This window comes from Shewanella indica (assembly GCF_033842865.1).
GTDB classification, from domain to species: Bacteria; Pseudomonadota; Gammaproteobacteria; order Enterobacterales; family Shewanellaceae; genus Shewanella; species Shewanella indica.
The window spans coordinates 184,421-203,025 of sequence record NZ_JAWXXR010000001.1; the positions used below are offsets into that span (position 1 = coordinate 184,421).

An 18,605-nucleotide genomic window follows, 5' to 3' on the forward strand; every position below is an offset into this window, starting at 1 on the left:
GCAATCTGAGAAGGATGTTTTTCATGGCAAACACACTCACGCAACTCAAATCCGTTACAACCATAGTTGCTGATACCGGTGACATTGAGGCGATCAAACTCTATCATCCACAGGATGCCACCACCAACCCATCGCTGATCCTCAAAGCCTCGCAAATCCCGGAATATGCACCGCTGATCGATGATGCAATTTCCTGGGCTAAAGCTCAGAGCCAGGATCCACAGCAACAACTGGAAGACGCCGCAGATAAGTTGGCGGTCAACATAGGGGTGGAAATTCTCAAGCTGGTACCGGGACGGATTTCAACCGAAGTAGATGCTCGCCTGTCATTCGATAAAGCCGGCTCAATCGCCAAGGCCAACAAGCTGGTAAAACTCTATGAAGCGGCCGGTATCGACAAGTCTCGCATTCTGATCAAACTGGCTTCCACTTGGGAAGGTATCAGCGCCGCCAAGGAACTGGAACAAAAGGGTATCAACTGCAACCTGACACTCTTGTTTAGCTTCTCCCAGGCCCGAGCCTGCGCAGAAGCAGGAGTTTACCTGATCTCACCTTTTGTCGGCCGCATTCTCGACTGGTATAAGAAAAATACCGGCAAGGATTATAGCGCCAGTGAAGATCCTGGCGTAATCTCAGTAACCCAGATTTACAACTATTACAAACAGCATGGTTATAAGACAGTGGTTATGGGCGCCAGTTTCCGTAACACAGGTGAAATCATTGAGCTAGCCGGCTGTGATCGTCTGACTATAGGCCCATCTTTGCTCGAAGAGCTGGCCAACTCAGACATCCAGATAGTAACCAAGCTGCAACCGGCTACTGAAACCCAAGAGCCACCCAAGCCATTGACCGAGGCAGAGTTCCGCTGGGAGTTCAACGAAGACCCCATGGCAGTGGAAAAACTGGCCGAAGGTATCCGTAACTTTGCTATAGATCAGGGCAAACTAGAGACCATGCTCAAGGCTAAACTGAGCTAATCAAGGATTGTTTTGAAACTGAAGATCAGGGACTACTCATGACACATTTGACTCAATCTGCTACCTGGCAGACTCTCAAGGCGATGAGTGCAGATCTGCCTCACATGCGTGAACTCTTTGCCGAAAACCCGCAGCGCTTTGATCAACTGTCGATTAAAGATTGTGGACTGCTGTTGGATTACTCCAAGAACCGCCTCACTGAGGCCGTTCTGCAGGAGTTACTCAAGCTAGCCCAAGAAGCCGGACTTGAACAAAAAATAGCAGCTATGTTTGCCGGTGAAGCAATCAATACCACAGAGCGACGTGCTGTGTTGCACACAGCCCTGAGAGCTCCGGCCGATGCGGATATTCGTGTCGATGGCGTCAATGTGGTCCCTGAAATTCAGCAAACCCTGGCTCAAATGGAGACTTTTGTCGAATCGCTCTATTCAGGTCAGTGGCGCGGCTATACCGGCAAGAAAATCACAGATCTTATCTCCATCGGAATTGGCGGTTCCTTCCTCGGCCCCAAGATTATCTCCGAGGCTCTGCGTCCCTATTGGAACGGTAAACTCCAATGCCACTTCGTCGCCAATGTCGATGGCACAGCCATCACTGAAAAACTGAAGGAGCTGGATCCTGAAACCACCCTGTTCCTGATGTCGTCAAAGTCTTTTGGCACCCAGGAAACCCTGACCAACACCCTCAGCGCCAAAGAATGGTTCCTGGCCAAAGGCGGTTCACAGCAGGATATAAGCAAGCACTTTGCGGCCATTACCTCCAATGTTGCCAAGGCAACGGCGTTTGGCATAGATGAAGACAACATCTTCCCAATGTGGGATTGGGTTGGCGGGCGCTATTCTCTCTGGTCGGCCATAGGTTTGCCCATAGCCGCCTTGATAGGCATGGATAACTTCAAGGCACTGTTGGCCGGCGCCAGAGCAATGGATGTACATTTCGCATCCAGACCTCTTGAGCAGAATATGCCGGTGATCATGGGTCTGCTCTCTGTATGGTACAACAATTTCTTCAATGCCCAGTCCCACGTGGTGTTGACCTATGATCACTACCTCAGAGGGCTTCCGGCCTATTTCCAACAGCTGGATATGGAGAGTAACGGCAAGTCCGTCACTCTGGACGGCGATTCGGTGGATTACAGCACAGGGCCGGTTATTTGGGGCGGAGAAGGCACCAATGGCCAACACGCCTACCACCAGCTGTTGCACCAAGGTACGGCATTGATCCCGGCTGACTTTATTCTGCCGCTGCAAAGCCATAATCCTATCGGTGAGCATCACGCTCAGCTGGCATCCAACTGTTTTGGTCAGACCCAGGCGCTGATGCAGGGACGAACCTTTGATGAAGCCTTGGCCGAACTGGCCGACAGCCCACTCTCAGAAGCTGAGAAACAGCTTATTGCCAAACATAAGGTTATGGAAGGTAACAAGCCGAGCAATACCCTGTTGATGGACAAGTTGACCCCACTTACCCTGGGCGCCTTGATTGCTCTTTACGAGCACAGAACCTTGGTTCAGGGTGCTATCTGGGATATCAACTCATTCGATCAATGGGGAGTTGAGCTGGGTAAAACGCTGGGAAATGAAGTGCTGTCGCGTATCGGTGCAGAACAAGATAGTCAGGATCTGGATGCTTCCAGCAATGCTCTGATCAACCTCTTTAGAAAAGCTAAAATATAGCCTTTTCAGCTTAAAAATCAATAAATACCAGCCAACTCCACTGGCTGGTATTTTTTTGCCCGCCATCTTGTCTATACACCTTCATCAAAGCATCATCCAACTTTAACAAAATAGAAACATTATTCTTGCACCCTGTTTGCCAAGTATGATATTTAAGTGTTGATAAAACATACAACAAAGGAGGTTGCCATGGATCGTTTGGATTATGGTAGTGCGCTAGATGAAGTCGTTGAAAGACCAAGCCGCTCTCGAAGCTCCAGCAAGAAGCGCAAATGGCGAGAGATTGAAGCACTGAAAGACAAACATCGCCTGCTGAAGGAGTTACAGGAGATAGACAGCAGTTTTAATTATGATATCGACAGCCTCCTCTGAATATGAGAGACATTAAAAAAGAGCGCTTGGCGCTCTTTTTTGTTAATCGCTGACGAGTGTGACACGGATTTCTAAACACTACCAAAATTATCTATCGGCAGTATGAATGTAGTTTCTCAACTCATCAAACAACTGGTTATCATCGCTGCTGAACAATGGATCCTCTATCAACTTCAATTCACACATACTTTGGATCTTCTGCCAGTCCTCATCCTGCAAGCTCTTGGCAAGCAGAGGAAAAATTTCCCGCTCCTCGTATAGCATGTGCTTCTCTTGCAAATCCACATACTCTTTTAATTCAGTAACCAATTTTTCCTTGGCCACGACGACATCGTTGAGAATAAGGTTAAGGGTCGCCATCAAGGTTGATGAGGCATCAATCAGCTTTTGATGTTCCTGTTCAAGGCGCCTGGTCGGCTCAGTACGGCTTTCCTTGATAAGAAAGTAGTCGTAAATGATATCTTCTAGCGGATGATGGCTATGTTCAGCATAGCCCTGCATGTACTCAACAACATCCCGTACCAGATTAAAATTGACATGCTCACCTTCGGCCAGCTTCTGGTATTTCCCCTTTAGCAACTTCAGCAATATGGCAATATGCTTGTGGTCATTCATCAATCTTTGCAGCATAGGGCACTCCATCTTAAGTCGGGCCTTTCTAGGTAATAGTAGTAAACAGGCCAAAGATTACTCAATACTAACCATAGATGTTTTCCAGGGACATGATAAAGATCAAGGAAAATAACCTTCTAAATCAACAATTCATAAATTAGTGATAAATACAACACCTATTCTCTAACCACTGTTTGTCCAGTGAGGCTATCCGGCCATACTGTTATTGGCTCTTATCCAAGCTTTAGCAAGCATATCAGCCCCGCAGACTTTCCTCCATCATCGCCAACATTCCTTTGAGAGAACTGCGGATACGATTAAATGCCTCACCGGCAGAACTGGCTTCACGCAGGTGCCGCTCGACCATTGAGGTAAAGTAACTCTCCTGCTCTTCTGTCATGTCCAGCACATGAAAGCTGCTGCGAATTTCAGTAGTGATCCCAGATAAGGTATCGCAAAAGCGTTGATCCTGTTGCTGCATGGAATCACCCAGTTGTTTCATCAACAGGTGCAACCTATCCATCACCCGACGCAGCATCTGCTGGCGCTCTATATCCAATACCCTGGCCTCCAATCCTTCGACCACAACGGCAATCACGTCCCTGAGTCGGCCGTACAACACCTCATCCTCGACCGGCATATTCTTGATCAAGAATGACACATGCTTGTCGTTGCACATGGTTCGATTACCAAAGTCATATAGGCGTCCCTGTTTGTCCAAAAGCTCGAAAATATTGGCTTCTATCGGGCTTATCTGGGTGTTGTCCGGCACAAAATACTCGGCGCTGTCTTTGCGTATTTTCAGACAGGTATTGAGGTTGAGCTGAGTCATCAGTTCAAAAAAAGCATCGGCAAGAGCACGGTAGTTGCTGCAAAGAAAACACTGGCGGAAGAACTGCAACACACAGCCATATTGGGACGATTCACTCATGGACTGAAACGCCATGTTTCTCGACATGGACTCAGCCTGCATCAGAGACTGTTTGCGCTGCTGATATTGCGCCACACTGCGAACCTTGGCCAACAGCTCTTTCAGCTCAAAGGGTTTGGCGATGAAATCCACCGCCCCGGCCTCATAGGCTTTAAGACGCTCATTAAGGGTATTCATACCGGAAACAAATACCACTGACGCCTCCCGCCCCTGTGATTGCAAGTGAGCACAGAGGTCTACACCGCTGGAATCCGGTAGATTGATATCCATCAGGATGATTTCCGGTGTCGCCGACTCCAACGCTGCCAAATAAGCAGCTGCCGAGTCGAAAACTTGGACTGAGTAATCATCCTGCAAGACTTCCTCTATCAAAGCCAGATAATCAAGATCATCATCCACCACCCAGACAGTTAAATTGTCCATAAATCTCCCTTACTGTCATCAGCAAACCTAATTCCCACCTGCTTGAGTGCCAGAGTCAGTCCTGTCAGATCAAAGGGTTTATGCAGTACCGGAAACGGCATCTCATCGGCGCTGGAAATACCTATGTTCTGGATAAAGCCGGAGATCAGCAACACCAGCAGAGAGTGTTTAACATTGAGTTTTTGTGCCAGTTCGTAGCCGTTGATACCACCAGGCATCAACACATCTGTGATAAGAAGCTCGGCATCACAACGCTGCTGCTCGTAACGTTGCAGCACAGTGAGGGGGTCGTGGAACAACTCCACTTCAATCCCCAGTAAATCGCAATAGTCAGCCATCACCGCCAACATCTCCGGCTCATCATCCACTACAATTGCCTTCAAAGGCCGCCGCACCCTGGGCACTTCACTTGTGTAAGAGCCAAACTGAGGTTCAAGGGTCAGTTTTCGACTCTGCGGAAACCATAATCTGAACTCAGTGCCACTCGACCCCGTATTCAAGATGGCGATATAACCCTTGGAACGTTTAACAAAACCGTACACCATAGCCAGTCCAAGACCTGTGCCCTTACTCTTGTCCTTGGTGGTAAAAAATGGGTCGAATACCTTGTCCTGAAAGGCTTTTGGAATACCACTACCGCCATCAATCACACTGATCCATACATAATGCCCAGGCTCCACCTGGGTCTTGCCTATGGCGATCCCGGGCAGATAACCACTCAAGTAGCAACTGCCTGTACGGATCTTGAGCTCTCCCTTGCCCTCCATGGCATCGCGGCCATTGAGCAGCAGATTCAATAAGGCGTCTTCCAGGTCACCTTTGTCGAGCATCACAGGCTTGTTATCCGGTGCCAGCTCAATACTCAGGGTTATTTGACTGGTCAAGGACTTGGCAAACAACTCCTGCAAACCTTCAATCACCTCATTGACCTGGCAAGGCTCGGCATTGAACTGTTCCTGACGCGAAAACGACAACAGTCTGCGGGTCAAATCTGTGCCTCGCTGGCAGGCCTTAAAGGCGGTATTGAGGTATTTTTCAGCTTTGGGATCAGAGACTTTAAGCTGCATTAACTCCAGGTTGCCCTTCAATACCCCTAGAATATTGTTGAAGTCGTGGGCTATGCCGCCGACCAACTCCCCTATGGCCTGCATCTTCTGGGTTCTGGCCACGGCCTGTTGCAACTGATGCTGCTCGCTGTAATCGCGACCTATAACGGCGTATATACGCCGACTTCGGGAAATACAATAACAGTTGAGATGCAATAACTCCCTGCCGCCATCGCCTTTATGACACCAAAGTTCCCCGCTATAACAGCCCTTGCGGCGCAACTGCTCTTTGAAGGAGTCACTTTCTTCGCCTTCAAACAACAGGCCGGTTAAATTGGCGCCAACCAACTCCCGGTTGGCATATAAGGTCACAGCGGTGGCCGCCGGGTTGGCGTAAAGGATAAGTTCTCGCTCAGGTTCGAGACTAAATAGCAGTAATAAACTGTCGGCACCGTCTATAACGGCCTTGAAGCAGAGTTCATCCTCTGCCGACTGTGATGAACTACGGCTGAGCTGACATTGATAGATGGCCCCCACCAAGGGGCCGATATTGGCCTGACATGCAGCCAAAGACTCAAACCAACCGGGAGCCGATGAATGGAAAAACAACAATAGTTCTGAATTTTTGATGGGCCAGACAGTAAACTTCTGCCATTGATGAAGCTCTTGTTGGCTCGCTTCTTTAGCCCATTGATTAACACTGCTCCAAAGTGTCAGATAGATAACCGGATCCCGACACCAGCAGGTGACTGATTCCGACATATCATTGGCACCCAATTCTGAGCGTTCCACCATCAACAAAGCCTCTGCCCCTGAGGCATGTACCAGGGTCTGACACAGGGCTGGCAATACATCCTGTCCCCGGGTCAAACCCAATTGCAATTTAGCCAGTTCAATCAACAGTCGAGACCAATCGCCAGGGAATTCGGTTTGAGCCGCAGAGGAAAACACGTTAAAGTCCCTTTCCGTTGTTTTTCAGTCATTCAAGCATAGACAAGTTTGCAATATTAGCGACTTATCCAGCTTGCCAAATATATAGAGAGGCCTGGGTGACGAGTCAGGAAAGATGGGTTGGAGCCCATGTCAGCGCCCAAGGTGGTGTGGAAAATGCTCCGCTCAATGCACACAAGATAGGGGCCAGTGCCTTTGCACTGTTTACCAAGAATCAACGACGCTGGCAGGCAGCAGCTTTAACCGAGCATTCCATCGCCGCCTTTCAGGAAAACTGCCAACAGTTGGGCTTCAGACCCGAGGCGATTCTGCCCCACGACAGCTATCTGATTAACCTGGGACATCCGGATCCCTTGCTGCTGGAAAAATCCCGCGACGCCTTTGTCGATGAGATGCTTCGCTGCAAACAATTGGGATTAACCTTGCTGAACTTTCATCCCGGCAGCCACTTGCGACAGATAAGTGAGAACCACTGTCTGCGTAACATCAGCGATTCAATCAACCTCGCATTGGCAGCTTGTGATGGTGTTTGTGCCGTCATCGAAAATACCGCAGGACAAGGCTCCAACCTGGGACACAGCTTTGAACAACTGGCGCAGATCATAGACGGGGTTGAGGATAAATCCCGAGTCGGCGTTTGCCTGGATACCGCCCATATGTTTGCCGCAGGTTACGACATTCGTACTCAGGAAAGCTGCCGGGAAAGCTTTGACGCCTTTGGCCGTATCGTGGGCTTTCAATACCTCAAGGGCATGCACCTCAACGACAGCAAGACGGGACTCGGCAGCCGGGTCGACCGCCACGACTCCTTGGGCATGGGCGAAATAGGCAAAACCGCTTTCGAGTATATTCTCGGCCACCCCGCCACCAAGGGGATACCCTTAATATTGGAAACCATACGCCCGGAGATCTGGCCCGAAGAAATAGCCTGGCTGAAAAGCCTTAGCCGCTGACCCCAAGCCAGCGCCAAAGGGCTGCAACACATGGCGTGCTTAGCCTTATGTTTGCCCCTGGCTGATTTCTTTCAAGGCCTTGAGCGCCGCATCGTAATCTGGATGGTGAGACACATCCTTCACCAACTCACGGTACTTGAGCTGGCCATTGGCATCTATGATAAATATCGCTCTGGCCAGCAAGCCTCGGCTAGGGATCAGCAGACCATATTTATTACCAAAGTCGCGCCAGACTGAGTCTGACAATACCTTGATTTTATCAACATTCTCCACCTTGCAGAAACGTTTTTGGGCAAAGGGTAAGTCTTCACTGACGGTCAACATGACCACTGAATCATCAAACTTGCTGAACTCTTTATTGAACCTCTTGGTCTGCAGGGCACAGACGCCGGTATCCAGACTGGGAACTGCACTGATAAGTACTGTCTTACCCTTGAAGTCACTTAAAGTCACCGGGGAAAACTTGTCATCCACCACCTTAAACCCTGGAGCAAGCTGGTTAAGCTCGGGCAATTTGCCCATCAGAGTGACACTCTGGCCCCCCATTCTGACCTCGGCGGCCACTTTCCCTTCTGCCGCCATAGTCGTGGCACTTGCCAAGGTCAATGCACACACAACACTCCACTTTGTCAGTTGCAACATAGTTTTCTCTCTCGCTCCAGCTTTAAATTCACCCTGGCTAATATAGCGCATTATCCGGACACAGGTACAAAAAGACCGGCATCTGCCGGTCTTCTTCTAAGAGCTTATTTGGATGGCAGCTCTTTGACATGCAGATCCATCTGAGGATATGGAATACCAATACCGTTTTCGTCCAGAGACTGTTTAATCTGCTCCATCAGTTCGAAGTAGACACCCCAGTAATCAGCAGACTTCACCCAAGGGCGAACCACGTAATTAACCGAAGAGTCAGCTAGTGTGTGCAGACCCACTGTATAGCCAGGCTCTTTCAGCACTTTCTCGTGATTATCGAGAATGCTTGTCAGTATTTGCTTGGTATGACGGATATCAGCATCGTAAGAAACCCCGATCACCAGATCGATACGGCGCTTGTCCATGGCAGAGTAGTTGGTAATGCTACCGTTCATGATAGTGGAGTTAGGCACTATGATGACCTTGTTATCCGGCGTTTTCAGACGGGTAGAGAAGATGGTGATTTCATCTACAGTACCGGCAACACCTGCGGCTTCAACATAGTCACCCACACGGCAAGGGCGGAACAGTACCATCAAGACACCGGCGGCGAAGTTGGACAGTGAGCCCTGCAGTGCCAAGCCCACGGCCAAACCGGCAGCACCGAGAACCGCAACCAGAGAGGCTGTCTGAATACCTAGCTGCCCCAAGGTAGCGATAACGGTAAATACAAACACCACAGCCCAAGCCATATTGGCAACAAAGGAAACCACTGTCTGATCTATCTTGCGCTTGCCCAACATTTTGGCCGTGACTTTCTTGGCCACATTGGACAAATACTTACCGACAAAGAAAATGACAATGGCAAGCAGTATCTTGATGCCATAGGCCGCGATTAACTCGGGCGCTTGTTTGAACAGCCCTTCGAGATTTTCCATTAAAATACTCCCTTAAAAACCTTATTTAACTTACTTTTTTAAATCGACCACAAACTCAACCCTGCGGTTAAGGCTGCGACCCGAGACACTGGTATTATCGGCGGCAGGCTGCTTGCTACCATATCCGTGAGTACTGAATTGCGCCCCCGGAAAACCATAATCCTCAATCAGCACCATTTTGGCACTTTCGGCCCTGGCTTCGGACAAAGGTTGATTTATGGCATCTGAACCGCTGATGTCGGCATGTCCTTCAATATGCAAGTTTACCTTATATTGATGAAGAAATGCTTTCATTCTGGCAAGTTGCGGCCACTGAGCCAGGGGGATCTGCGCCGAACCCAAGTCGAAATACAGCCTTACTGGATTGGCTGTACCGCAATTTTGGGGATAGACGTCACCTGATGTTGTAGGTAAACAGATATCTGTCAGGGAGGGGGCTTTGTCCAAGACACAACCATTGGCGCTCACGGGTGCCTGTGCCGGGGTATCGGGACAGGCATCTTTTGCATCAGGGACACCGTCACCGTCAGAATCTTCCCAGGCAAACACAACGCTGCTCAGCAACAGCAGAGGAATCCCCCCTGCCAAGCCCAAATAACGATTCACCCAGGCCTCCCTAACTATCAATCCTTCAACTGTATAGATGAGTTTCAGGCAGAACACAATTCACCGCCGGTTCACTTTGCTTTAGTGCGCCAAGTCACAAGTCACCGGCTAACACATTGTATAATCGTCTTTAATTTTAGCCAAGATAAACCAGTATCTGCGGTAGTAAGTTGCTACAGCAGCTGAAATCTTTTGCATATAGTTACCTTTTTATAAAACACCTTGATGGGCCGATAGACTTGAGCCACAAGCAGTAATAGAGCCCGTTAAACAAAAGGTTGTAGCAAAAGAAGCTCCCAGAATACCGGCTTCGATAAAAAAAGCGTTGAACAAACTGGTTTCCAGCGCCAAGGCAATAGCGGGAACCGTCACCCAAATGAGTCGGCCTTCCCCCCTAGGGTATGCAATAACCTGAGTCCAATACCACGCGCATCACGGTTATTGCCGTAAAACCGCTTAACCCCTGGGTTGTACAAGTAGTTCCACTCAATGGCATAAGACTTAAGAAAACACTCACGCCTGTCACTGTGTCCACAGAACTGCCCTTGGTCCAAGAGGCAATGTGTAAGGGGGGGAATTGCTGGCCGTAAAACTGGATTTTGAACTAGACGGCTGGCAGGCCAATGTGTATGTACTCCAGTCATCGGTCAGCCAGATATCCAGAGTCAATGTCAGAATGCGGCAACTGCTGCGCGAACGGCTTAAAAAACAATAAAGCGGCTTTGCGCCGCTTTATTCCGATACTGGATTTCCTAAATGGACCTAGTGGAACTCAGAGGTTATTTTTCCACCTTGGGCGGGAAGTTACTCATCACACTGGCTACCGCCTCGTTAACCTTGGCAATTCGCTTTTGCGGAGTATCGCTGTCGCGAATGGTGTCAGCCACCGAGCCACGCCAGATGAGCTTGCCGGACTTGGCGTCGACCAGATCCACAATCAAGGTACCAACTTCATATTCGCGTACTGTGGTTTGGGTCTGCATATTGCCACCCCAGCCCCAACCTGGCCCCCAATATGGATTGTAGCCATAGTTGGTGTTGAAAGTGTCGACATTGATTTTCTTGTCTACCTTGGTCAGATAGTTAACCAGAATATCGGCGTTTTCCTTGGTAGTAATCTGCAAGCCCTTTTGTGCCAACTGCCGATCCAAGGCATCACGTACTCGCTGATCCATCAAACCATCCAGATGATAGCTGGTGTCTTCGGATTGCTTTTCCACCCAGGCATAACTCTTGTACTGGCTGAAGTTCACACCCGGGTCATAATCCCAGCCAGTATTCAGTGTACTGCAAGCACTTAACATCAGTGCCATTGCGGCTGTTATCAGATACTTCATCGAAATTTCCTCGTTTACCCAGGCCTGGAAATGGCCACAAAAACCCATGAAATCAGCTTACATTTCAATCTTCTGCTCTACAACTGAATTTAACAAAATTTAGTTTACCGATTCAGCTTGACTTCAGCATGACACTTAATGATAATGATTATCATGTAGATTAATCCTTGGGTGACTCATGCTTTGGTATCTCGCATTCTTTATTATTGCCAGTGGCGTTTTGCTGACTCGCAACTCTCTGCTGCAACAAACCCAGCAACTAGCCGGAATAGGCAGCATCAATCAAGCCAGGCGTTTGCTTATCCTGCCGCTGCTCATTCTCGGTTGGCTCGGTGCCAGATTGGTCGAGCAACAGATTTCACCTTTTGATCTGGCCGCTTTCGGCTTCGTGCTGACGACACTGACACTACTACTTCCCAAGCTCAGAATACTGATGCTGCCCTGCGCCTTTTTATCTGTGATGGCAGTGCTTGGCGGAATACTACTTTCCTGACATCTTCTTGTGATTGCCGGCGTCCAAGCCGGTTGCTGATCTTGTTCCCTGCGCAATTTCAGTTTTTTACCAGCCACCTTAACGGTGGCTTTTTTTTGATTTCAGCGGCTTGGAGCAAGCCATTGGGCGCTTAGACTAAATCTGCTAGACTGCGCCCATAAACCATAGATCAGCATCAACAATGAAAACAGATCCTAATGTCAGTTTGGTATACAGTACCGACAAAGGCCGTATCAGCCAGCCCAAGGAAGAAACCGCCATCCCAGCATCCGATGGTATAGTGCGGATCCATAAAGACAGCAAGGGCCGCAAAGGCAAAGGTGTTTCAGTGATCAAAGGGCTGGGACTGGATGCCAAGGCGCTGAAAGAACTGGCGCAAAAACTCAAGAAGCAATGCGGTTGCGGTGGCACGGTAAAAGCGTTCGACATCGAGATTCAAACCGACAATCGAGAGCAACTCCAGGGCCTGCTGGAGAAGCTGGGCTACAAGGTGAAGCTGGCCGGCGGCTGACAGGCAACAAGTACCAGGAGCAGTATGATGGACAGTTTGCAAAATCATTTTCTTATCGCCATGCCTTCGCTCGATGATACCTTCTTCGAGCGTTCACTCATCTATGTGTGCGAGCATGACAACAAGGGTGCCATGGGCCTCATGGTCAACCGTCCCATAGGCATTGAGGTTGACGAGTTGCTGCTGCAGATGGAGTTGGCAGAAGAGGTATCCCTCAAGCCATCAGTAGACAACAGCGTACTGGTGGGCGGCCCGGTCAACCCTGAGCGGGGCTTTGTACTGCACAGCAGTCAACCCTATTGGGCCAACAGCACTGCCATCAATGACGAGATAATGCTGACCAATTCACGGGATATTCTGACCTCCCTTGGCACCTCAAAGGCGCCGGAGCATTTTCTGGTGGCGCTGGGATACGCGGGTTGGAGCCGCCACCAGCTGGAGCAAGAACTGGCGGAAAACAGCTGGCTGACCATTCCCGCCACACCCGAGATACTGTTCAATACTCCCCATGAGCATCGCTGGCTCAAGGCCACCCAATCACTGGGATTCGATATCTGGCAAATGTCCAGCCAGATGGGACACGCTTGATTACAGAGGCAAAATGACTGCAAAAACCGTACTGGGCTTCGATTTCGGCACCAAGAGCATAGGCATAGCCATAGGTCAGCAGTTGACCGGCAGTGCCAGCCCACTGACATCCATCAAGGCAGTGGATGGTATTCCCGATTGGCAGCAGATAGCGGCTTTAATCGAAGAATGGCAGCCGGATCTGGTGGTGGTGGGGCTGCCACTCAATATGGATGGCACGGAGCAGGAGATGACCCAGAGAGCCCGTAAGTTTGCCAACCGTATTGCCGGGCGTTTCGGTGTCAAGGTGGCCACTCAGGATGAGCGCCTGACCACGGCCGATGCCAAGGCCAGATTATTTGAACTCGGTGGCTTCAAGGCGCTGACCAAGGGCCAGATCGATGCCGTCTCTGCTGTGCTGATCATCGAAAGCTATTTCGAGAACCAGTACTGAAATCTCAGGCGGCTTAAAGACTCCCGGAGAATTTAAGCCGCAGCTGGCCCAATCTTATTTCTGCTTCCCCAGGAATGAGTCTCATCTGTTCGGCCCCAGACCCTGCCCCCAAGCTATCAGGACCTTTTGCCGGCCAACTGTCTGAGCCCCTGCAACAAAGCCTCCATATCCTCACCATCGGTATAGATATGCGGCGAAAAGCGAAAGCCGAACCTTGGGCGCAAGTCCGTCTTGATCCCCACTCGATTGAACACTTGCTGCGCCGCCTGCCTATCGGCGAAATCGACTACCACAGTGCCACTGCGCTCACCGCTGATATTGGGCGTCACCACCTTGAGTTCATGACTCAAGGCACAATCCAGGATCCCCTGCCCCTGGCGTTGATTGTGTTGATAGATTTGACTATCGCCGAAAGCGCGCAGCTGCTGCAGTGACGCCGCTGCCAGCATGTAAGGCAATACGGAAGGCGTGCCCCCCCAAAACCTTTTTGCTCCCTTGGCGTAGCGAAAATCATGGATATCAAACTCAAACGGCGCCTCATGGGAGAACCATCCCAGATCCACAGGCTCCAGCGTCTGGGCCAACCTATCGCTGAGCCATAAAAAGGCCGCCCCTGGGCCAGCACAACACCATTTAACGCAGGAACCCAAGACAGCATCAGCCTGCCACTGCCCCAAATCTATCGGTATGACTCCAAGAGACTGGGCAATATCCACCACAGTCATTACTCCTAAGCTTCGGGCCAGAGCGCAAATTTCACTCACTGACTGTAACTGACCGGTTTCAGAAATGGCATGGGTGATAAAGGCCAGCGCCACATCCTCTCCCAAAGCCTGTTGCCACTGACTCAAAGACACCAGCCCGGCTTGCGGCTCAAGCAACTGCAGGCGGTAGCCCTTCTTCTCGGCCTGTTGCAGTACAAACCCCATGGAGGGGAAATCCAGTTCAGTGGCCAAGATCCGCTGACCGGGCTTGGCATTCGGCAGGGCGCCGACCAGCTTGGATAAAGCCGAAGAGAGATTCAGCTGCGGGCAAAAGCCACTGGCGGGAACTCGGGTCAAAGCCGCAAGTTGCTGCAAAAACTGCTCAACCCCCTCGAGCCACACAGGCCAGGCGTCACCGCCTTGATGCTTCCAGGCGCCGAGAAACTCGCCGGCCGCAGCTTCGCAATCTTTTGGCATGGCGCCCACAGAATGGGACAAAAAATAGTGCCCTTCGGGCAGATGAAAACGCGATTTCAACGACATTCCAGGCTCCTCAGTCGGCAATCGAGTCACGTTTGACACCGTAAACACCGCCCCAGATATCTGTCATCTGACCACGAATTTGCCATAGTTTAGGGAAAAACTGCATCTTCATACCTGAGTTGAGGATTTCGGTGCTGCGCCCCTTCAGCGACATGCTGTCTATGCCTATGCTTCTGTGAATGAGTTTGATGTGGTGGTAACGGAAGTGCTGAAACAGCTGGTCGTACTCTATCATGGCCTCGGCCACCATATAGCTTTCATCATGACGGTATTCACTGTTGTATATCTGCTCGACCGTCAGCCCCTTTTGCTCAAGATAGACTCGCTCAAAGGTGAGCCACAGCGGCTTATAAAGCTGCAACAGGGTTTTGAATCCCGGTGATTCCTGACCACTGCCGTTGCCCAGCTGCAGCCGAATTGCCTGATAATCCTTGATGGACATGGTATCAAGAATACTCAGTTGCTCGATAAGAAACCCCATCGCCTTATGTACCCGGGCAAACAGGGTCAACACCTTAAAGGTCTCCCCTGCGGCCATACGCTCATCAATCTCCAGCAGGGTGTAACAGATGAGCTTCATCCACAACTCCTCCGACTGATGCACTATTTGAAACTGCAGCTCATCGGCGTTACACAGCTGCTCATAGGGCTTCTGACAGCTGAGCAATTTGGGAGTATTGAGGTACTTTTCATAATCCAGTCGACCCTCTCCGGCCATGCTGGCATATATCTGCTCGCGATCCATGATGCCTTATCCTTATTCTTCTGTTGTTAACCATAAATTAACATTCAACTTGCCAAGCTAAGGCATAGAGTGGCAGGCAACAAGGGCAGCGAAGCGATCCGCAAAGAAAGGTAGTGTCAAATATTGTTGGCAGGGCTGCCGGATTGCAGCCCTGAATAGGGGGGAAAGAGCGCTTACAGATAGGGACGAACCAGCTCCGCCATCATCTCTATATGGCTCGGTCTGTCGTTGAGCGCCGCTATATAGCGGAATGACTTACCACCGGCCTGCTCGAAGAACTCACGGTTCTGCCCGGCAATCTCCTCCAGAGTTTCCAGGCAGTCGGCGCTGAATGCCGGACAGGCAACGGCTACATCTGTGATCCCCTGCTTTGGCAGAGCCATCATGGTTTCATCCGTGTAAGGGCCCAGCCATTTGGCCTTGCCGAAACGGGACTGGAAGCTGCTGATCACATCATCCTCTGCCAGCCCAAGACGCTCGGCCAACAATCTTGAGGTCTTGATACAGAAGCAGTAGTAAGGGTCGCCCAGCTTGAGATTTCGCTCCGGCATACCATGGTACGACAGCACCAATTTCTGCGGTTTGCCGTGTTGGGCAAAGTCTGCTTCGATGGACTCGGCCAGCGCCTCGATAAACAGCGGATTATCGTGGTAGGTATGGATAAAATGCAGCGACGGCAGGTAACGCCATTGAGTCAACTCTTTGGCTATGGCATCAAACGCAGAGCCCGTGGTAGGGCCGGCATATTGAGGATAGAGCGGCAGTACAACCAGTTTATCAACCCCTTGGTTGTGCAGGCGTTTGAGCACATCGCCCACCGCCGGGTTGCCATAACGCATCGCCAAGGCAACTTCGGCTTCAACACCTTCGGCCTTGAGCTTTTCTGCCAAGGCCCGGGTCTGGCGCTCACTGATATCCATCAGTGGCGAGCCCTTATCAGTCCACACCTCACGGTAAAGGGCCGCCGATTTGGCTGGCCTGACCCTGAGAATAATGCCATGGAGAATAAGCTTCCACAGCGCCTTGGGGATCTCCACCACCCTGGGATCGGAGAGAAATTCGGCCAGATAACGCCGCACCGCCGCGGGTGTCGGTGCGTCCGGCGTCCCCAGATTCAACAGCAATATCCCGGTTTTACCACGCCCGGCGTGGCCCTTGTCTTTATCAAGACCGATAAACTTAGCCAAAATCACCTCAGATAGAAAACGAATAAGTCAGATATTAAAGCACAGATTCAATCGCTTTGATCAATTCATCGCTATCGGGTTTGACTCTGGAGTTAAAGCTCTGCACCTGTTTACCGTCGCCACTGACCAGGTACTTGTAGAAGTTCCACTTGGGCGCCCCGGCCTGTTGCCCCAGATAAGCAAATACCGGATTCACATCGCTGCCGCGAACCGCAGAGGTGGCCACCATGGTGAAGGTCACGCCATAGTTGATGTAACACACCTTGGCGGTATCTTTCTCTTGGTTTTCTTCCTGGAAGAAGTCATCGGATGGGAAACCTATCACCACCAGCCCACGCTCGCGGTAGTCCTTATGCAGGGCTTCAAGCGCCTTGAATTGAGGCGTGAAACCACAGTTGCTGGCGGTATTGACCAGAAGCACAGGTTTACCTTGGGTGAGTTCACACAGGTCGACAGACTCCTGGGAATGGAGCTTTCTCAACTTGATATTGAGGTAATCGGGGCACTGACCGGCAACAGCCACCGTGGGCGCCAAAACCCATGCTGTAAAAGCCAAACCAGTCAAAGCCAGTCCCTTCAATGTCGGCACGGTTAAATTCAATCTTGCCAGGGGCTTGAATGTCTTCAGCATAACACCTCCATTTGTTTGATCTCTTGTTTGCACTCTACAGCAGTTTAGCTTCAGCTGTTAAAAATAGAAGCCGACATTGATATTCAGCCTCGAATGCCAGCTGCTGTCACCTTCGGCAATACCTATGCCCGGGCCGTTGACAAACCACATGTTTTTACCGGCAATCCAGTCGACATAAGAGTAAAACTTACCGGCACTGATGGCGCACCCAGTGACATTTTGCACCGAGTCATCCAACCCGGTACCAGAGGCAAATACCTGGCTGTAGTCGTTGTAACAGTTGAGCTGAGTAATAGGGCCCCAATCAACATCTATGCTGCGCGACAAATTAAATGTAACCACATCGGCCTCGGCCGCTATCTCAAACGGATAGGCAAAAGCCGACAGCGCCAGACGCTCGCCGGGCATGTCATAGTCATAATGCAGATACTGCACCTGAGTCTGCCAGGCATGCCAATCCATTTGCCAATGGCCGGCTACCGCCAGACCATCAGTGTCTTCACCGGCAACAGCGCCAGCCATGGGCTTGTAGTCCAAACGGCTGTATTGCACAGAGGCACCCAGTTTATGGGCAAACTCGCCATACTTCAGGCTGCGCTCTAGCCTGGCGTTAAACTGCCCGGCTTCTTCATAGGGAGCATTTTCTGTGGTAGCAATATCGAAGGAATAACGCTTGAAGCGACTGCCGTCGCCATATTCATCATTGGCAAACCAGGCGAGATCGTAACGCCAACCGTCCTTGCTGTAGTGCCAGTGAATACCGGCATCATAGTCATCCTCAAAGCCGAGATAATAAGTCGCACCAAACCAGAAGGAATGAGCTGCATAGGGCAGCAAACCGAAAGGCACCTGGGTGACCCCGAGGCGAATGTCCGAATTTTCTGAAAAACGATAGCCAAAGAAGGCATGCTGGATCACATCCTGATCCTGATACCAACGATACTGAGCCGATGCAAACAGTTCTCCATTGTCGTATTTGACATCGGCACGAAACAGCTCGAACTCTAACTTGGCATCGTCATCATAGTCTTTCCAGCCATAGTTGACTCGTACCGCCCCGCCGATATCCAGCTCGTCGGAAACCGGCACGGCCGCGGCCGGCAGAGTGAAACAACCGGCCAGCGCCAGACCCAAAGCTGAAAATAAAGTGGTTTGCCGCAATTGCATTCCCCTTCCATCCTTTTCACAAAACAGGCGCAACACAATAACAAAAACACAGTTGTTTTTCGAACAATCCACTCAATATCAACACAAAAGGCGTCAGAGTGACGCCTTTTCATCCAAGTAGAGTAGTTAAAATCCTACTGAAAACGGT

At 50.4% G+C, this 18,605-nt stretch carries 21 protein-coding genes; 9 read left to right on the plus strand and 12 right to left on the minus strand.

Annotated elements, in window-relative coordinates:
* The first annotated feature begins 23 nt into the window (after window positions 1–23).
* The 3 genes from tal to SIL79_RS00825 all read left to right on the plus strand — a co-directional run bounded on the left by tal (window position 24) and on the right by SIL79_RS00825 (window position 3,025).
* Window positions 24–977 carry a transaldolase gene (gene tal / locus SIL79_RS00815; protein ID WP_039034890.1) on the plus strand — a complete coding sequence of 318 codons (954 nt, stop codon included), beginning with the start codon at window positions 24–26 and terminating at the stop codon, window positions 975–977.
* Between the two features lie 38 nt (window positions 978–1,015).
* Window positions 1,016–2,653, plus strand: coding sequence for a glucose-6-phosphate isomerase (gene pgi / locus SIL79_RS00820; RefSeq protein ID WP_101094713.1), 1,638 nt, complete (start codon window positions 1,016–1,018; stop codon window positions 2,651–2,653).
* Window positions 2,654–2,842: 189 nt separating this feature from the next.
* Window positions 2,843–3,025 carry a DUF3545 family protein gene (locus SIL79_RS00825; RefSeq protein ID WP_071477005.1) on the plus strand — a complete coding sequence of 61 codons (183 nt, stop codon included), beginning with the start codon at window positions 2,843–2,845 and terminating at the stop codon, window positions 3,023–3,025.
* 87 nt (window positions 3,026–3,112) lie between these two features.
* Here SIL79_RS00825 and SIL79_RS00830 read toward each other — a convergent pair whose 3' ends face one another.
* The 3 genes from SIL79_RS00830 to SIL79_RS00840 all read right to left on the minus strand — a co-directional run bounded on the left by SIL79_RS00830 (window position 3,113) and on the right by SIL79_RS00840 (window position 6,988).
* Window positions 3,113–3,655 carry a hemerythrin domain-containing protein gene (locus SIL79_RS00830; RefSeq protein ID WP_039034893.1) on the minus strand — a complete coding sequence of 181 codons (543 nt, stop codon included), beginning with the start codon at window positions 3,653–3,655 and terminating at the stop codon, window positions 3,113–3,115.
* A gap of 238 nt (window positions 3,656–3,893) precedes the next feature.
* Window positions 3,894–4,991, minus strand: coding sequence for a response regulator transcription factor (locus SIL79_RS00835; RefSeq protein WP_215774113.1), 1,098 nt, complete (start codon window positions 4,989–4,991; stop codon window positions 3,894–3,896).
* On the minus strand, window positions 4,979–6,988 hold the full coding sequence (locus tag SIL79_RS00840) for a hybrid sensor histidine kinase/response regulator (protein WP_071477003.1): 2,010 nt from the start codon (window positions 6,986–6,988) through the stop codon (window positions 4,979–4,981). Before SIL79_RS00840 ends, SIL79_RS00835 begins: the two co-directional genes overlap by 13 nt.
* Before the next feature lie 98 nt (window positions 6,989–7,086).
* Between SIL79_RS00840 and nfo the strand changes: the two genes are divergently transcribed.
* Window positions 7,087–7,941: a deoxyribonuclease IV gene (nfo, locus tag SIL79_RS00845; RefSeq protein ID WP_144362128.1), complete on the plus strand. Its 855-nt coding sequence runs from the start codon at window positions 7,087–7,089 to the stop codon at window positions 7,939–7,941.
* 45 nt (window positions 7,942–7,986) lie between these two features.
* On the opposite strand, the gene tpx is transcribed toward nfo, so the two are convergent.
* The 3 genes from tpx to SIL79_RS00860 all read right to left on the minus strand — a co-directional run bounded on the left by tpx (window position 7,987) and on the right by SIL79_RS00860 (window position 10,118).
* A complete protein-coding gene (gene tpx, locus SIL79_RS00850) occupies window positions 7,987–8,523 on the minus strand; it encodes a thiol peroxidase (protein ID WP_233962797.1) in 537 nt (178 codons plus the stop codon).
* A 164-nt stretch (window positions 8,524–8,687) separates the two neighbouring features.
* Window positions 8,688–9,512 (minus strand): mechanosensitive ion channel family protein, encoded by an 825-nt coding sequence (locus SIL79_RS00855; protein ID WP_025009451.1) that lies wholly within the window; start codon window positions 9,510–9,512, stop codon window positions 8,688–8,690.
* Window positions 9,513–9,542: 30 nt separating this feature from the next.
* Window positions 9,543–10,118 (minus strand): OmpA family protein, encoded by a 576-nt coding sequence (locus tag SIL79_RS00860; RefSeq protein ID WP_071477000.1) that lies wholly within the window; start codon window positions 10,116–10,118, stop codon window positions 9,543–9,545.
* Between the two features lie 577 nt (window positions 10,119–10,695).
* Here SIL79_RS00860 and SIL79_RS00865 point away from each other — a divergent pair.
* The gene (locus tag SIL79_RS00865) at window positions 10,696–10,833 is read left to right on the plus strand and encodes a hypothetical protein (protein WP_157822968.1); all 138 of its coding nucleotides are present in this window, start codon (window positions 10,696–10,698) and stop codon (window positions 10,831–10,833) included.
* A gap of 64 nt (window positions 10,834–10,897) precedes the next feature.
* Here SIL79_RS00865 and SIL79_RS00870 read toward each other — a convergent pair whose 3' ends face one another.
* A complete protein-coding gene (locus tag SIL79_RS00870; RefSeq protein ID WP_319618900.1) occupies window positions 10,898–11,455 on the minus strand; it encodes a DUF4136 domain-containing protein in 558 nt (185 codons plus the stop codon).
* Between the two features lie 178 nt (window positions 11,456–11,633).
* Here SIL79_RS00870 and SIL79_RS00875 point away from each other — a divergent pair, with 178 nt between their 5' ends.
* The 4 genes from SIL79_RS00875 to ruvX all read left to right on the plus strand — a co-directional run bounded on the left by SIL79_RS00875 (window position 11,634) and on the right by ruvX (window position 13,480).
* Window positions 11,634–11,948, plus strand: coding sequence for a hypothetical protein (locus SIL79_RS00875; RefSeq protein ID WP_319618901.1), 315 nt, complete (start codon window positions 11,634–11,636; stop codon window positions 11,946–11,948).
* Between the two features lie 181 nt (window positions 11,949–12,129).
* Window positions 12,130–12,459 (plus strand): stress response translation initiation inhibitor YciH, encoded by a 330-nt coding sequence (gene yciH / locus SIL79_RS00880; RefSeq protein WP_144361726.1) that lies wholly within the window; start codon window positions 12,130–12,132, stop codon window positions 12,457–12,459.
* A gap of 27 nt (window positions 12,460–12,486) precedes the next feature.
* A complete protein-coding gene (locus tag SIL79_RS00885) occupies window positions 12,487–13,047 on the plus strand; it encodes a YqgE/AlgH family protein (protein ID WP_162206688.1) in 561 nt (186 codons plus the stop codon).
* Between the two features lie 13 nt (window positions 13,048–13,060).
* Complete coding sequence (ruvX, locus tag SIL79_RS00890) at window positions 13,061–13,480, plus strand: Holliday junction resolvase RuvX (protein ID WP_025009458.1); 420 nt, start codon at window positions 13,061–13,063, stop codon at window positions 13,478–13,480.
* A 116-nt stretch (window positions 13,481–13,596) separates the two neighbouring features.
* Here ruvX and SIL79_RS00895 read toward each other — a convergent pair whose 3' ends face one another.
* The 5 genes from SIL79_RS00895 to SIL79_RS00915 form a co-directional block, all read right to left on the minus strand.
* Window positions 13,597–14,727 carry an aminotransferase class V-fold PLP-dependent enzyme gene (locus SIL79_RS00895; RefSeq protein WP_162206638.1) on the minus strand — a complete coding sequence of 377 codons (1,131 nt, stop codon included), beginning with the start codon at window positions 14,725–14,727 and terminating at the stop codon, window positions 13,597–13,599.
* Between the two features lie 10 nt (window positions 14,728–14,737).
* Window positions 14,738–15,472, minus strand: coding sequence for a tryptophan 2,3-dioxygenase family protein (locus SIL79_RS00900; protein ID WP_044733990.1), 735 nt, complete (start codon window positions 15,470–15,472; stop codon window positions 14,738–14,740).
* 173 nt (window positions 15,473–15,645) lie between these two features.
* Window positions 15,646–16,659: a ferrochelatase gene (gene hemH, locus SIL79_RS00905; protein WP_162206639.1), complete on the minus strand. Its 1,014-nt coding sequence runs from the start codon at window positions 16,657–16,659 to the stop codon at window positions 15,646–15,648.
* Between the two features lie 34 nt (window positions 16,660–16,693).
* Window positions 16,694–17,290 (minus strand): glutathione peroxidase, encoded by a 597-nt coding sequence (locus tag SIL79_RS00910; protein ID WP_082014316.1) that lies wholly within the window; start codon window positions 17,288–17,290, stop codon window positions 16,694–16,696.
* A gap of 57 nt (window positions 17,291–17,347) precedes the next feature.
* Window positions 17,348–18,457 (minus strand): hypothetical protein, encoded by a 1,110-nt coding sequence (locus SIL79_RS00915; RefSeq protein ID WP_319618902.1) that lies wholly within the window; start codon window positions 18,455–18,457, stop codon window positions 17,348–17,350.
* Window positions 18,458–18,605 lie beyond the last annotated feature (148 nt).

Coding starts and splice junctions, on each gene's coding strand:
- tal (WP_039034890.1), top strand. CDS start 24: ATGGCAAACACACTCACGCAACTCAAATCCGTTACAACCATAGTTGCT.
- SIL79_RS00875 (WP_319618901.1), top strand. CDS start 11,634: ATGCTTTGGTATCTCGCATTCTTTATTATTGCCAGTGGCGTTTTGCTG.
- SIL79_RS00855 (WP_025009451.1), bottom strand. CDS start 9,512: ATGGAAAATCTCGAAGGGCTGTTCAAACAAGCGCCCGAGTTAATCGCG.
- pgi (WP_101094713.1), top strand. CDS start 1,016: ATGACACATTTGACTCAATCTGCTACCTGGCAGACTCTCAAGGCGATG.
- SIL79_RS00910 (WP_082014316.1), bottom strand. CDS start 17,290: ATGCTGAAGACATTCAAGCCCCTGGCAAGATTGAATTTAACCGTGCCG.
- tpx (WP_233962797.1), bottom strand. CDS start 8,523: ATGGCGGCAGAAGGGAAAGTGGCCGCCGAGGTCAGAATGGGGGGCCAG.
- ruvX (WP_025009458.1), top strand. CDS start 13,061: ATGACTGCAAAAACCGTACTGGGCTTCGATTTCGGCACCAAGAGCATA.
- SIL79_RS00900 (WP_044733990.1), bottom strand. CDS start 15,472: ATGGATCGCGAGCAGATATATGCCAGCATGGCCGGAGAGGGTCGACTG.
- SIL79_RS00870 (WP_319618900.1), bottom strand. CDS start 11,455: ATGAAGTATCTGATAACAGCCGCAATGGCACTGATGTTAAGTGCTTGC.
- SIL79_RS00895 (WP_162206638.1), bottom strand. CDS start 14,727: ATGTCGTTGAAATCGCGTTTTCATCTGCCCGAAGGGCACTATTTTTTG.
- SIL79_RS00825 (WP_071477005.1), top strand. CDS start 2,843: ATGGATCGTTTGGATTATGGTAGTGCGCTAGATGAAGTCGTTGAAAGA.
- SIL79_RS00830 (WP_039034893.1), bottom strand. CDS start 3,655: ATGCTGCAAAGATTGATGAATGACCACAAGCATATTGCCATATTGCTG.
- SIL79_RS00885 (WP_162206688.1), top strand. CDS start 12,487: ATGGACAGTTTGCAAAATCATTTTCTTATCGCCATGCCTTCGCTCGAT.
- SIL79_RS00835 (WP_215774113.1), bottom strand. CDS start 4,991: ATGGACAATTTAACTGTCTGGGTGGTGGATGATGATCTTGATTATCTG.
- yciH (WP_144361726.1), top strand. CDS start 12,130: ATGAAAACAGATCCTAATGTCAGTTTGGTATACAGTACCGACAAAGGC.
- SIL79_RS00915 (WP_319618902.1), bottom strand. CDS start 18,457: ATGCAATTGCGGCAAACCACTTTATTTTCAGCTTTGGGTCTGGCGCTG.